Here is a 13,582-nt window from a genome sequence, read left to right on the forward strand (position 1 = left end):
TCATGTGTGGTCTTTTTTCATTATTTTAATATGATTTCATCTGAATTTAATGAATATATCCCCTTTCCTACAAAAGTAGTAGAGTGTTCATTTAAACACTTACTACCTCAGTGGGATTTATCACATTCCAATTTCAATATAATAGTAAATAGGTATATCGGATATAGATGTACATTACTAGGCTTATACATATTTCAACTTTAGAATTATATTCACTATTCAATTGGTAGTTACCAATAAAGAAAGGAATGATCATAATAATACAGAACATATACGAAACTCATTTACATGTAAGAAATTTAGAGAAGGCAATAAATTTCTATCAAAACAAGCTAGGATTAACGTTAGCAAGAAAACTCTCCAAAAGAAGAGTGGCTTTCTTTTGGGTCGGAGAAAATAAACAACAAATGCTTGGACTATGGGAAGTACATAACATTGAAGACTTTGAGCCGAGACATTTTGCTTTTGGTGTAAATTTAGAGTTTTTAATGACTTCTAAAGCGTGGTTAGAGGAACATGGAATAGCAGTGATAGGAAGTCAAGGAAAAGGAAATCAAGAGCCAATTGTCCAAAGGTGGATGCCTGCTGCAAGTGTATACTTTCTAGATTGTGATGGAAACAAATTAGAATTCATTTCTATGCTACATGAGAATCCAGATGAATTAGAATATGCGTCCTATTTAAGTGTATGGAATGCGGAACACCAAGAAAAATGAATGGAATTTTCGTTCAAGTCTTTTCTTATTTTTGGATATAATGTTGTACGATCCCCCCTTTTACTATGAATTTGTTAACATAATGCATTTACTGTCATCTTATATTTGTACTTACGTACGAGCAATTCCTAATCTGCTTCAATTACAATTTGAATTATGTAAATTTTCCTCTTATCTGGCATCTACTCTTTAAACACAAACTCCCCTTAAATCGAAAATGATTAAGGGGAGTTTTATATACGATGCAATTATAGTTCAGATTTCACTCGAACAGAAACATTATTTTTAATTATATTTTTGACATCTTTAAAGCTAACAAAATTGTTACTTTTCTCATCCCAAAGACGGAAACGTAGTGATTGTAAGCTTGTAGCAAGCGTAATCGTTGGTACATTTTTTAACGGAAGCGTATTATTGTGTGCCTCTTCTAGTTTATAGTTAGGTACCCTTGGGCTTAAATGGTGAACATGATGGAATCCAATATTACCAGTTAAGAATTGCAAAATTTTAGGAAGCTTATAAAAAGAACTTCCTTCCACTGCCGCTTTCACATATTCCCAATCTTTATCCTCTTCAAAATAAGAATCCTCAAATGTGTGCTGTACGTAAAACAGCCAAATCCCTACTGAACCTGCTATTAAGAATATAGTACCATGTACTAACAGAAACGATTGCCACCCAATTGCCCAGCAAAGTATAGCTACTACAGCAACAATTATAATATTCGTCAAATAAGTATTCATACGTTCTTTCTGCCTTGCACCTTTTCGGTTAAATCTATTTTTAAGCAAGAAAACATAAATCGGACCTAATCCAAACATAACGAATGGATTGCGATACAAGCGATATGCTAAACGAAGTCTAAATGGTGCAGCTACATATTCATCAACTGTAAGCGTCCAAATATCCCCTGTACCCCTCTTATCCAAATTACCACTCGTAGCGTGGTGAATAGAATGTTCATGCCCCCACTGATCAAATGGGAATAATGTTAAAACACCCATACACGTTCCAACTATTCTATTTGCACGTCGACTTTTAAAGAACGAATAATGGGTGCAATCATGAAAAATAATGAAAATTCTTGTCATAAATCCAGCGGCTAACAGTGCTGGAACTAATGTTAACCAATAAGAAACTGACAAACTTTTATAAGCAAGGTACCATAAAATAATAAATGGCACGATTGTGTTGATCAGTTGCCAAACACTTTTTTTAATCGTTGATTTTTCAAAAGGAGCAACTTGTTTTTTTAAATTTTTAGTATTTTCTAAGGTCATTGTTCTAATTCCTTTCCTTTTTGTTGCTAATTCATATTATAGCACACTATTAGTATCAGGTGTTAAAAGTAGCTATAATAAATATTATATACTATGAAAATCTCTTTTTTCTTACTCATTACTTACAAATTACTTACGCCCAAAATAGCTTCTATAATTGGACAGGCGGAGTATTTTATTTATAAAAGAAACTTCGAATTTTTCCAATAAGTACATAAAAAAACAGCAAGTTTTTTCACAAGAAGAAAAAAGCTGCGATAAGTCAGTTTCACCGACTTATCGCAGCTCCTCTTCGTTTTACCTTATTTTATCGATGAAGCCACACTGCACCTGCAGACTTGTCTTCAGCTTGGCCTACCACTTCAAACTTCAGTCCTAGTTTCGGTAACTTACGTCCTGCATCAGGAATAATGCTGTTGATGTATTGCTTAGAATCATCAAATTTTGCCACTCCTGGTAATCCTTTATAATCGAAGATACCGCGAGTTGGTGAATTTACTTTCCATGCTGGTGTTTGATCAAATGAGAATGCCGCATCGGCAATTTGGTAACGCGTACTGCTCTTCACAGTAGGTTGTCCATTTAATGTCCCTACAATTGCCTCTGGATGAGAATCTACTACTCCTAAGAACCCTTCACCTGGATGAACGCCTACCCAGTTATCTGTAAAGCTTTGATCCGCATACCATACAACCATTCCTGTATTAAATACTGGGCCACGTGCATGTTGTAACGCAGTGTCAGAACCAGCGTAATTTCTCCACTCTACATAGTAATTATGTTTTTTCTGTTCAAATCCGTTAGACACAGTAAAGCCTTTTAACGTCATTGCTGGCTGACCTTCTGCATCATCAGAGAAAACAACTTTTCCATCTACAGTTAATGCTGCATTATCTAACGCAAACCCTTTATAAGCTACTGCAATATCTGTTAAGTACTCAAATTGCAGTTTTACTTTTTTTCCTTTGAATTGGCTTAAATCGTATGATTTATCAACCCACTTACCATCAGTTGTATCCGCGCCGCCTTTTACATCTTTTTCGCCCATTCTATCAATGCGTGTCTTCGTTCCATCTTCTGCAATCGCATATACGTCAAGGAAATCATACTTCGCTTCAAGTTCGTAAAATGCCTTATAATCGAACTTAGCATCCTTTGCATTTGTTAAGTCAAATACTGGTGTCTCAAGTGTTGTATGAATGTCATTTCCTTTTGTACTGTAATAGAACTTCTTACCAAACGCTGATTCGATATTTTTTATATCTTTGTCCGGCAAGTTAACACGAACGATTCCAGGTCGTTTAGATTTTGTAGTACTTTGATCTACATATGTCGCAACACCGATTCCTTTGCTAAGTTTGTCATAATCTACTTCAAGGATATTCGCCCAGTTCCCCTTCATATTCTTTTGGAAAAATTCTTTATTTTGTGGTGAGAAACTCGTTGGCTCTGTTCCTGCAATTTTTCCAGCCCAGCTACCACCACTCATAATAGACCATGACTCAACAGGTTCACCTTGTCCTGAGTACTTTGTATCATATTCATCTGGTAAGCCTAAATCATGGCCATACTCATGTGCAAACACACCAACTGCCCCGTCTTCAGGCTCGATTGTATAATCATATGCAGCCATCTTTCCGCCCCAGTTCGAAACAGAAGATTTCGTGCCATCAATTGCATATGGTTTTGAACCTAGTTTTGAACGATGTGACCAAATCGCATCATCTTTCAATTTACCGCCGCCAGCTTCTTGACCAACGCCAGCATGTACAACCATTAAATGATCAATAATGCCATCTGGCTCATTTTTATTTCCATCACCATCTTGATCGTATTGATCAAATTGGTCATAGTCTGCTAAATTGATTCCTTTTGCTATCGCTGCTTTTAATGCTTCTTTCACAAAATCTTTTGGTCCTAAAGGCCCCTTGTTATCATGCCCAGTACCCGCATCAGCACCATAATCTGATGCTTTTCCTGGAACAGTAAGCCATTCTGTTACAGTCCCATCAACTGTGTAGCTACCACCAGATTGTTCTTCATAATATTGCTTAAATGTGTTAATCTTCGATCCATCAAATAAAGTAAATGGTTCATCACCAAATAACATTTTTTGATAATGTTCACGATTAAAGTCTTTAGAATACATGTATCCTGGCTCTTGATCAATATTGTTATGCTTAAAATCGCTAAATTCTACAAGTAAAACAAGTACTTTATCTTTTCGAACAGCTCCATTGTATTCTTCTTGCTTCGCTGATGTAGTAGGTACTTTTCCATTTAATTTCCCAGGGTTCAATGCTGCACCTTGTCCAGCTACTGGGCCTACTTCAGGCTGCTGCGCCTGTTCATTTTCCTTCATTTTTGCATCTTTTACTTTTTTCATAAAATCAGAAGCTTCTTGCGTAAGACTATCTCCTGTTAAAATTTCTTTCCCAGGGTTTTCCCCTTTCTTTTTCTCAACATATTTTTCGACAGCCTTTGACGTCTCAGCTTGCGATGCAGATTGATCAATTACCCCCCGTTGTTTTAGCGCTTCAGCCAAGCGCTCCTCCGGTATTAAGTGCTCATCTATTGGTAGAGATGATGTCGGTGTCTCAGCATGCGCTGCGTGACCTCCAAAAACAAACGTACTACTTAGTACTGCTGCTGTTGTTAATACCGCTAATGGTTTTAATTTCTTTTTCTTTTTCAATGTATTTCCTCCCCAGTGTCTGCAAATTATCGTTTTTTGCCGATAACAACATAATATTCGTTATAATACGAATATTCAATCTTTTTCAACAAATAAAATGTTGAGAAATATTTTTTATGAAGGGTGAAATACATACGATAGAAAAACAAACTCACCTATAAATAACAGTGAACTTTTTTAGTAAAAATAAGAATTAAATATTCTCTATACTATTTAATCTATGGGTTACCATATTACTCACTATTCTCATTATTACAAGCTAATAGTGGTTCGTACATCATTATAGCGTGATTCTCTGTTACATATTGATCTTCTATTAACTGTTTCTGTAGATTATATACTTTACGTTGAATCACATTATGTCGTATATAACCGCCCCAGTATGCAGGTTGAATTGAGTGTTCTTTCTCATACACTTCATATTGATAAAGTTGCGGATAGACTGTTCTCCATTCACCAACTAAATGTTCATCTGTCATATAAAGGTGAAGTTGATACGGTTGGTCCGTTTCATTTTTAATTTGTAAATCCAAATAGTTATAGGAACAAGTCGCCCCACTCCCAAACGGTTGAGTTCGCCTAGAATCAGGAAAGACATCAAAGCTATGACGATATCGTTCGGTTACTGTCAGTGGTGTATGTAAAGTCATCCAATATATTAAATTCGAAAGCTGACAAAGACCTCCTCCAATGCCTGTTTGAAAAGATCCGTAGTGTAATACCATACCTTCTACATACCCTTTTTTCTTCGTTGGCTTACCTATTAAACGCCAGTAAGAAAATGTTTCTCCCGGTCTAATGACGATATCATTTAGTTTTTTAACAGCAATTTTCAAATTAACAACCTTATTCTGTTGATACCACATATCTACATCTTTGAGCTTACGAAGTAATATCGTTTGGTGCTGAATTGCTGTACAAGGTAGCTTTTCTTGTTGGAACCTTTTTGCATATGTTTTTCCGTCTGCTAACCACTGAATGTACCTCTTTGTAGAGTAATACCACTTCCCTAGCATAATGCGATACTTAGACCGCTGTTTAGGACGTAAGTGCACTATATTCATTTTATTCCCTCTCTCTTTCTTCAACTAAATTCTAATATATTTCTAATTCAATAAACTACAGTTTTCTTAGCTGCATAATAATTTTCGCAAAAAAAATAATAAATTTACTCTAGTGGAGATTTTATTTTGATGATTGCTTTATAATTATATAAAACTGCGCTGAAATACAATAAATTGAAATAAATACATTATAAATATAACGGATAACCTTAAATAAAAAATAATGAAAATTAAAGAAATTCTAAAGTATTAATATATTTTTCGTAAATATTAATTGATAACACATTAGACTTTACTATATGTATAAATTCTCTATTCTACAAAACGAAATTTTTTAATGTAAGAAAAAATATAACTCCCCTTTCACATTTATACAAGTCTCATCTGGAAAACTTTCCAAAACAATCCGAACCCTTATATTTAGAATAAACACAAAAAATTGCCAACCAGTTAGCTTAACTGGTTGGCAATTTTTTAACGAGAATGCTCTACAAATAGTTGAATTGCTTCTTCTGGTACATAGCACTTTCCATTACTCTCTACAATAATACTTTTTAATTCATACCCTTTACCATTGATACGAATTATATTTTTGTTACCAAATAATTGTGCTTCTACTTTATTATGTTTTACTACGAGTAACGGGTTTGCTCCTTCGGTTTTGTCGGCTGTTACAGTTGCACCGATTTTCTTAAAGGCTTGTTCACTCTCTAAAAATATTTTATTCGTTACTTCTTCTAAGTTAAAGCCCATCGCTTTCGCCATCGTCTTCGCAATGTCTGTATTTTGGATTAAGCCTTCTGGTTTTTGAGGTCCATAAGAATGTAAGAATACATCCTCACCTGTATGTCCTCCTGTCGTAAAGCCGATATTTGCACGATTAGCCAATAATGTAGTAAGAATTCGTCCTACATTCATTTTCTTTTTTGCCGCTTTTAATTTTTCTTTTTCATCATGAGTTAGATTATCCAAACCGTATAGTTTAGCTACATCTTCTACATTTGATAAATCAGATTTCAGTTTATTTATAGTTCCTTCAAGTGTCATTTTCGCCTTTTTCAATGGATCAATGTATGCAGAAACCGGTGTAGTATTGTATCCTTTTGTCGTATTCCTATTCCCTATAGAGATGCCGCTGTTACCATGATCAGTTAAAGCGATGAGCATCGTATCCCCATCTTTCTTCGCAAATTGTAACGCCTTTGCTACCGCTTCATCAAATGCCAATATATCACTAATCATCCCAATTGGATCATTAGCATGGGCTGCCCAATCAGGCTTACTACCTTCTATGAATAAAAAGAAGCCATCTTTATCTTTTGATAATGTTTGAATTGCTTTTTCTGTCATTTGAGAAAGTGTTGGTTGTTCTGGGTTTATTGCTATACGATCCATATCAAACGCAAGAGCATGATGTGAGAAAGAGCCCCAAATTTTATTAGATTTGGAGTTCAATAACGCATCTTTCGTTTCAACGAAATCGTATCCTTTGTCCTGAATCACCTTCACTAAATTTTCACCATCTTTTCGGATTCCATTACTTTGCATAGGTAGCAGCGCTGCTTTTCCCCCGCCTAATACGACATCTATATTTTGATATACTTGCTGCTTCGCAATTACGTCAAATTGCTTGCGATTGACATGGTGAGCCGAGAATCCCGCCGGAGTAGCATGCTGAATTTCAGATGTAGCAACAATTCCAGTTGCACGACCAGTACGTTTTGCCCCCTCTAATACGTTTGCGACCGGCCGTAACTTGTCCTCTTCTTTTATTGGCTCTAAGCTAGGCGAACTTACAATAGAAGGTAATACACCTACATATCCTGAATTTGATTTATTTCCAGTTGCTAATGCTGTTGCTGCTGGCGCTGAGTCTGTAATAGCTGATTCCGCCGAAAACGTACGAACTCCTCCTGTTACAATTTGATCTAACGTAAGCGGTGCCCCTTTATACCAGCGAGCCAATGTTGTCGCCGTTGAACTCGTTCCGTCCATAACCATCATAATTATATTTTTAGGCTGGTGTTCTATTTTTTTCACCTTAGCTTTGGCCGCATGATAATTCATCATACTTTCCGTACTTAATACGCTTACTATTATAGCTGCCACTAATAGCAACTTTTTCATCTTCACACCATAATTCAACATGATTGTTCCTCCATAAACTTTGCATTCATTTTAAATACACACTATTTCCTTTTCCATACCAAAACCTACATATGTTTTATTAGTTCCCAATTCTCATAAAGCTAACAATAGTTACTTTCCCTTTCTTTCCTTTATTAAATATCGGTATGTATCATCTATCTTATAAAAAAGATTTAACATCCTTTTCATTAATTACTTGTTTAACAATAAATCCTCGATCAAAATAAACAAAAATTTATTGTTAAACAATAAATTTCGTGTTAAATTAATAAGATATTAAATAAATGAGGTGCTTTTTATGAAACAAGGATCCACACTCTTTTTAAAGACCGTTGTGATTCTGATCGGAATCCCCGTTCTTGCTATGTGCATTTTTTTAGTCCCTAAAATAGGAGCTTTCGCTGCAGAATTATATCCAGATATTGCATATATTAAATATCTTGTATTTATCAATTTATATGCAACAGCAATACCTTATTACTTCGCACTGTACCAAACATTTAAGCTTTTAAACTATATTGATAAAAATAACGCATTCTCAGAGTTATCTGTTCAAGCTTTAAAAAATATTAAGTACAGCGCATTGGCAATTAGTGTATTATATGTATTAAGTATGCCACTTTTCTATCTCGTGGCAGAGAGAGATGACGCCCCTGGCATTATTATTATCGGAATGATTATGATTTTTGCTTCAATGGTAATCGCGGTCTTTGCTGCCGTTCTCCAAAGACTATTAAAAGATGCTATAGATATAAAATCAGAAAATGATTTAACGGTCTGAGGTGAATAATATGGCAATTATTATTAATATTGATGTAATGTTAGCGAAAAGAAAAATGAGTGTAACAGAGCTTTCGGAGAAGGTTGGAATTACAATGGCTAACCTTTCTATCTTGAAAAATGGAAAAGCAAAAGCAGTCCGTTTTTCAACTTTAGAAGCAATATGTAAAGCATTAGAATGCCAACCGGGGGATATTTTAGAATATCAACCTGAAGATACCGAGTAAAAAGAGTCCTTCATACGAGAAGGACTCTTTTTATTACACATTACGGCGCAAAACTAATTTGACCAGTAAACAATAGGATAATCGCTATGATCCAAAATATAAAAAATGATGAGGACAGTATTAATGAAAGAATAGCAATCCCCTTCTTCTCTGTTTTTTTCGTCATTGTGATTATTGAAAGTATGATCCCTACACCTGTCAGGGCAATTGTAATATAATCTCCAACTATATTACCTGCATTCGCTATCCTTGTTGGCGTTATAAAAACGAATAGAAAACACAAAATGCCGATGAGTAAAGATATATAGCTTATTATACTGTACTTCTTTTTAGGAACTATTTCTGTTTTCATACTAATCCCACCCCTTCTATATAGCTATGAGTTTATATTAGCATGAATAACCATAATTTGGTTATGATAAAAAGCAGATAAAACGGACACTATCACTTTATCTGTCTATTTCTATCTAACAACTAACCTGACTATTTCTTTACTAAAGATATACAATCATTCTTTAATCCACGGCAATTGGTATATAATAGCTCTAAAAAATAAAGACTGTACCTTTAAAATGAAAGATACAGTCTTTATTAATAACTTTTTTTATAAAGAAAACTCTCTATCACTCACTACCTTAAAAAACTCCGAGTAATGTGATAAAGAATAATCCGCTACATCACAATTACCTTGAAACATACATGTTGAAATACCTAATTCTTTTGCAGGTAATAAATCTAATTCTCTATCTCCAATAGCTAAATCAATATTGTATTTTTTATGCAGATGATTATAAGCTAAAGAGTTTGGCTTTCGAGGAAAGCCATCGTCAATTGTAACCATATCTACGAAGTATTTTTCCCAGCCGTAATATTTTAAAATGCCCATAACCCCTTCCCTATGTTTATGGGTCATAATCACATTTTTATTTGCAAATTTCAAAACCTCTTCGACACCTGCAAAAGGTTTCATATCTTTTGGCGTGAATTTCTCCTTCAAAACTTTAATCTTTTCTTCCTGCTCGCATGAAATATTATAATACTGAATTGCATGAGAGTATGATATTTTTAAGTTTTTGTATATTTCTTGTTTTTCTACTGAGTCACCTAATATTTCAGAAAGCATCATTGTATATGCAGGATACGTATCAAATAACGTCCCATCAAAATCCCATAAAATATTCATTCTATTCACCTTCTATTTTCAAATCATTCAATGACTAAATCCGCCCTATCCCTCGGCAATTCCGTTTCTAAGTAATAATCCTCTGCTTTCCAATACCTATTTTCAAATTTTGAAAGGTTTTTCTGTGTCTCCTCACTCTCACGTAGAAACCTTGTCTCTCTTGGACAGTCCAAATAGACCATATAATGAAAGAAATCTCTCCATTCTTTTCGCTGCAGAAAAACTCCTTCAATAACAATTACGCCTACAATAGGAATCTGTACTTTTTCCATTTCACATATATCTGTTTCTTCATGAAAGAAAGGTAATTTCAATTTTGTTTCATGTTGTAGCTTTTGAAAAAATTTCCGCCTTAGCCATTCAATGTCCCATTGTAAATAATAATACTCATACCATTCTTCATATCCAGTATGATATCGTTTATTACGCGCCACTATATGATCATCAATATGGAAAATACGAAACGGAATGCCTTCTTGTTTCATATTTTCTTTTAAATTGGCTACGAATGTTGTTTTTCCAGATCGACTTAAACCATCTATACCTAAAATGAATCTATTTTCCCTATGCTTCTTCATAATCGTTATAAGTTCGTTTGTACTCATTACTTCTTCCACTCTTCTTTTAATAAAGAATATAAAATGGTATCATGAGCAACTCCATTTTGAATCATATGTTTTCGAAGGAATCCTTCTTCTTGAAATCCTGCTTTTATTAACAATTTTTGAGAAGCTTTATTTTCTACATATACAACCGCTGCGATTCTTATTAGTTGCAGCATTTCAAATCCGTAAGCTAAAATCGCTTGTAATGCTTCCAATGCATATCCTTGTCCCCAATATGTATCATCTAATTCATAACCAATTTCAGCTCGTTTATGATGATTATTAATTAAATGAAATCCGCACGTTCCGATTAATTGGCCCGTCCCTTTTTTCTCGACTCCCCAGCGAAATACACTGCCCTCTTCATAACGATTTTTGAACGTTTGAATCGTTGTTTTCGCTTGCTCAATATTTTGGAAAGAATCCATTCCGAAATAACGTATAACTGATTCTTTCGAAAAATATTGGAACATCGTTTCTGCATCTAATAGTGTAAGTTCTCTTAAGAATAAACGTTCTGTTTCTAGTTTCGGAAATCCCATCTCTCTTTCTCCCTCTATTCTAATGAACTGCAAATTTCAATATAATTTCCATCTGGATCAGCAATGTAGGCAATTGTTTGTCCCCACGGTTTTACAATTGGCTCCACTAAAATTTTAATACCTTGCTCTCTAAATTGCTCAATCGTTTCTTGTACATTCTCAACAACGAATCCTAACTCGAAATGAGAAGACTGTAATTCACCTTCTGTAAGCGGTAGTCCTGTTAATTCTTTCACATCTTGCCGCGTATTCATCGCTAAAATGGTAGTTCCAGTATTAAATTCAATATATGTGCCGTGCTCTGCTTTTATAGGTAACTGTAAAATATCTTTATAGAACTTTAAACATTCCTCAAACTTTTCTACATATAAAATGATGTACTTCATTTTCAAATTCATTTTACATCCCCCTTTGTATCTATCCCTAAAATTTCGACAAAAGTCTCATAAAAACCTTGTTCCTTGTAGTAATGAGCAAAAAAAAATGAGGCCGATTTCTCGGCCCCCCAGCTTATTGGCATAAAACAGGAGATTTGGTTTGGACATAACCAGTTCGTACTTTTATTATATTTTATTTTTTCTGAATTTTAAATACATTAAACACCTATTTATATTGAGAAAGTTTTTTGCTTGCATAAAATTAAAGATTTTAAGAAATGATACAAATGGAGGTGTATACATATGGAACCAATGCTATGTCCAAGTTGTAAAACGAACCGTACTCGCTTTAATATTCTTGAGCAACAAGTAAAACCAGTCAAAATAAATCCACAAACTGGTCAAGTGGAAGAAGAATACACAAATGAAACGATGAATGCTTTTCATATGGCTTATCAAGGACCTACATACCGTGTCCAATGTGCTGTATGCGGACTTGTTGAAAACCCTGAACAATTTATTAAACCTGCGCAAAATCAGTCTTTCTAATAAAAATATGATTATCCCTTGTAGAAATAGATTTTTCTATAAGGGATTTTTTCGTTTAATACGTTAATTAAAAATGTATTTCTTCCTTATTATATGTTAAATTCCACACCATTTTAGTAATATTTATATAAGGGAGGTGAAACAAATGATTTTAAATAAAAAGATAATGCTTCCATCAACATTTCTACTATTAACTTGTCACATAATCATCTTTTACTTTTGGATTTCCGATTGGAAGAAAATCTCGAGTTCTTACGGTTTAGCTATATGGATACTTTCTACTATTTGTGGTCTTTTACTTTATTTCCTTTATAAAAAACAAAAATCTAATAAAGTGATATTCATTGCTAGTTCGTTATTATTAATTACTTCTTCATTTATGATTTTTTTAGGTATTGTTACTGGTATCATCTTTGTAACTGTTAGTTCTATGCCTTAAATATACAATATTTTATTATATAAAAAATATCCAACAAAACAAGGATATATAGAAATTAAAGAAGATGATTTCCATTCAATATACAACCATCTTCTTTAATAAACCCAATCTTTGTTACAATATTTCATTTTTTAACTTTTTAATCTTCCTAAATAAATTAATAAACGCATATAAATATATACAAACTAAAAACCCAACCATACCTTTATATAATCCTGATTCTGATACTCCAAGAAAACATAAGTAAAACACTGGAATTAACATTACAAACATAATTGCAACGAACTGTATCAATTCAACAAATTTTTGTATCTTCGTTTCTTTGTCTGAATAAATATCAGGTAACTCATTTTCCTCGTCTACTTCTTTACAAAAATAATTCCACTTCGCAAAACTCGTTACATGTTTCCATCCACACATTTCATATATTTCAATATATTCTTTTTGTTTTTCTTTTGAATCTTTATAATCCAGTCTAAAATCCGCTTTATATACTACATCTTTTGGTTCAGTTTTCTTAAACGTATACATTACATTATACTTTTGTAAAGCCCATCCCTTTTGATGCATTTTTCTTAAAAAAGCTTCTTCTTTTTCCAAGCTCCATATCGCAAAAGGTTTGAATATCTTCTTTGTCTCCATCTCTCATTCACTCCCCTAATATACTATTTCCATTCCTTACAGATCTCTGCAATCTGTTATACTCGAGCTCTAACACTTCTCTCCCAAACGGCGTTAACTCATAGCACTTCTTTCTGTCTGTAGAGGCAACTTCAACAATTAACTTCTCTTTTAGTAATTTCGTCGTATTTCCATATAAAGTACCAGGGCCGAGCTTTACTTCCCCATTTGTCATCTCTTCTACCATTTGCATAATTCCGTAGCCATGCAACGGCTTCACGAGTGACAATAATATGTAATATGTCGCCTCAGTTAACGGAATATATTTTTGCGCCTTCGCATTCATTATAACTACC

Annotated in this window: 16 protein-coding genes; 5 read left to right on the forward strand and 11 right to left on the reverse strand. The window is 33.9% G+C overall.

Annotated elements, in window-relative coordinates; translation table 11 throughout:
• Positions 1–257: 257 nt before the first annotated feature.
• On the forward strand, positions 258–716 hold the full coding sequence (locus MHH55_RS08970) for a VOC family protein (RefSeq protein ID WP_060852533.1): 459 nt from the start codon (positions 258–260) through the stop codon (positions 714–716).
• Positions 717–964: 248 nt separating this feature from the next.
• Here the strand turns inward: MHH55_RS08970 and MHH55_RS08975 are convergent, their stop codons facing one another.
• The 4 genes from MHH55_RS08975 to MHH55_RS08990 all read right to left on the reverse strand — a co-directional run bounded on the left by MHH55_RS08975 (position 965) and on the right by MHH55_RS08990 (position 7,903).
• Entirely contained in the window at positions 965–1,996 is a 1,032-nt protein-coding gene (locus tag MHH55_RS08975; protein WP_000171504.1) for a fatty acid desaturase, read from the reverse strand.
• Positions 1,997–2,303: 307 nt separating this feature from the next.
• Positions 2,304–4,691, reverse strand: a complete 2,388-nt coding sequence (locus MHH55_RS08980) for an immune inhibitor A domain-containing protein (RefSeq protein WP_078186903.1) — start codon at positions 4,689–4,691, stop codon at positions 2,304–2,306.
• A 233-nt stretch (positions 4,692–4,924) separates the two neighbouring features.
• Positions 4,925–5,755, reverse strand: a complete 831-nt coding sequence (locus tag MHH55_RS08985) for a VanW family protein (RefSeq protein ID WP_001028241.1) — start codon at positions 5,753–5,755, stop codon at positions 4,925–4,927.
• 474 nt (positions 5,756–6,229) lie between these two features.
• Positions 6,230–7,903 (reverse strand): alkaline phosphatase, encoded by a 1,674-nt coding sequence (locus tag MHH55_RS08990; RefSeq protein ID WP_074555177.1) that lies wholly within the window; start codon positions 7,901–7,903, stop codon positions 6,230–6,232.
• A gap of 298 nt (positions 7,904–8,201) precedes the next feature.
• Here MHH55_RS08990 and MHH55_RS08995 point away from each other — a divergent pair, with 298 nt between their 5' ends.
• Both MHH55_RS08995 and MHH55_RS09000 read left to right on the forward strand, forming a co-directional pair.
• Positions 8,202–8,684 carry a DUF2975 domain-containing protein gene (locus tag MHH55_RS08995; RefSeq protein WP_016122723.1) on the forward strand — a complete coding sequence of 161 codons (483 nt, stop codon included), beginning with the start codon at positions 8,202–8,204 and terminating at the stop codon, positions 8,682–8,684.
• 10 nt (positions 8,685–8,694) lie between these two features.
• Positions 8,695–8,910 carry a helix-turn-helix domain-containing protein gene (locus MHH55_RS09000; RefSeq protein WP_000974619.1) on the forward strand — a complete coding sequence of 72 codons (216 nt, stop codon included), beginning with the start codon at positions 8,695–8,697 and terminating at the stop codon, positions 8,908–8,910.
• Between the two features lie 40 nt (positions 8,911–8,950).
• Here MHH55_RS09000 and MHH55_RS09005 read toward each other — a convergent pair whose 3' ends face one another.
• The 5 genes from MHH55_RS09005 to MHH55_RS09025 all read right to left on the reverse strand — a co-directional run bounded on the left by MHH55_RS09005 (position 8,951) and on the right by MHH55_RS09025 (position 11,638).
• Positions 8,951–9,262, reverse strand: coding sequence for a hypothetical protein (locus MHH55_RS09005; protein WP_074555174.1), 312 nt, complete (start codon positions 9,260–9,262; stop codon positions 8,951–8,953).
• A 252-nt stretch (positions 9,263–9,514) separates the two neighbouring features.
• On the reverse strand, positions 9,515–10,093 hold the full coding sequence (locus tag MHH55_RS09010) for an HAD-IA family hydrolase (RefSeq protein WP_001024236.1): 579 nt from the start codon (positions 10,091–10,093) through the stop codon (positions 9,515–9,517).
• 23 nt (positions 10,094–10,116) lie between these two features.
• Entirely contained in the window at positions 10,117–10,698 is a 582-nt protein-coding gene (locus MHH55_RS09015; RefSeq protein ID WP_074555171.1) for a kinase, read from the reverse strand.
• Positions 10,698–11,240, reverse strand: a complete 543-nt coding sequence (locus tag MHH55_RS09020) for a GNAT family N-acetyltransferase (RefSeq protein WP_078188031.1) — start codon at positions 11,238–11,240, stop codon at positions 10,698–10,700. The genes MHH55_RS09015 and MHH55_RS09020 overlap by 1 nt, the downstream gene beginning before the upstream one ends.
• 14 nt (positions 11,241–11,254) lie before the next feature.
• On the reverse strand, positions 11,255–11,638 hold the full coding sequence (locus MHH55_RS09025) for a glyoxalase/bleomycin resistance/dioxygenase family protein (RefSeq protein WP_001049849.1): 384 nt from the start codon (positions 11,636–11,638) through the stop codon (positions 11,255–11,257).
• A gap of 282 nt (positions 11,639–11,920) precedes the next feature.
• On the opposite strand from MHH55_RS09025, the gene MHH55_RS09030 reads away from it, so the two are divergent.
• Positions 11,921–12,166 carry a hypothetical protein gene (locus MHH55_RS09030; protein WP_000433602.1) on the forward strand — a complete coding sequence of 82 codons (246 nt, stop codon included), beginning with the start codon at positions 11,921–11,923 and terminating at the stop codon, positions 12,164–12,166.
• A gap of 145 nt (positions 12,167–12,311) precedes the next feature.
• Positions 12,312–12,605 (forward strand): hypothetical protein, encoded by a 294-nt coding sequence (locus tag MHH55_RS09035; protein ID WP_000602672.1) that lies wholly within the window; start codon positions 12,312–12,314, stop codon positions 12,603–12,605.
• A gap of 114 nt (positions 12,606–12,719) precedes the next feature.
• Here the strand turns inward: MHH55_RS09035 and MHH55_RS09040 are convergent, their stop codons facing one another.
• Positions 12,720–13,175, reverse strand: a complete 456-nt coding sequence (locus MHH55_RS09040; protein WP_306292317.1) for a DUF2812 domain-containing protein — start codon at positions 13,173–13,175, stop codon at positions 12,720–12,722.
• A 79-nt stretch (positions 13,176–13,254) separates the two neighbouring features.
• A complete protein-coding gene (locus tag MHH55_RS09045; protein WP_000991882.1) occupies positions 13,255–13,572 on the reverse strand; it encodes a PadR family transcriptional regulator in 318 nt (105 codons plus the stop codon).
• Positions 13,573–13,582: the final 10 nt, after the last annotated feature.

It is taken from the genome of Bacillus sp. FSL K6-2944 (assembly GCF_038005385.1).
In the GTDB taxonomy this organism is placed as follows: domain Bacteria; phylum Bacillota; class Bacilli; order Bacillales; family Bacillaceae_G; genus Bacillus_A; species Bacillus_A cereus.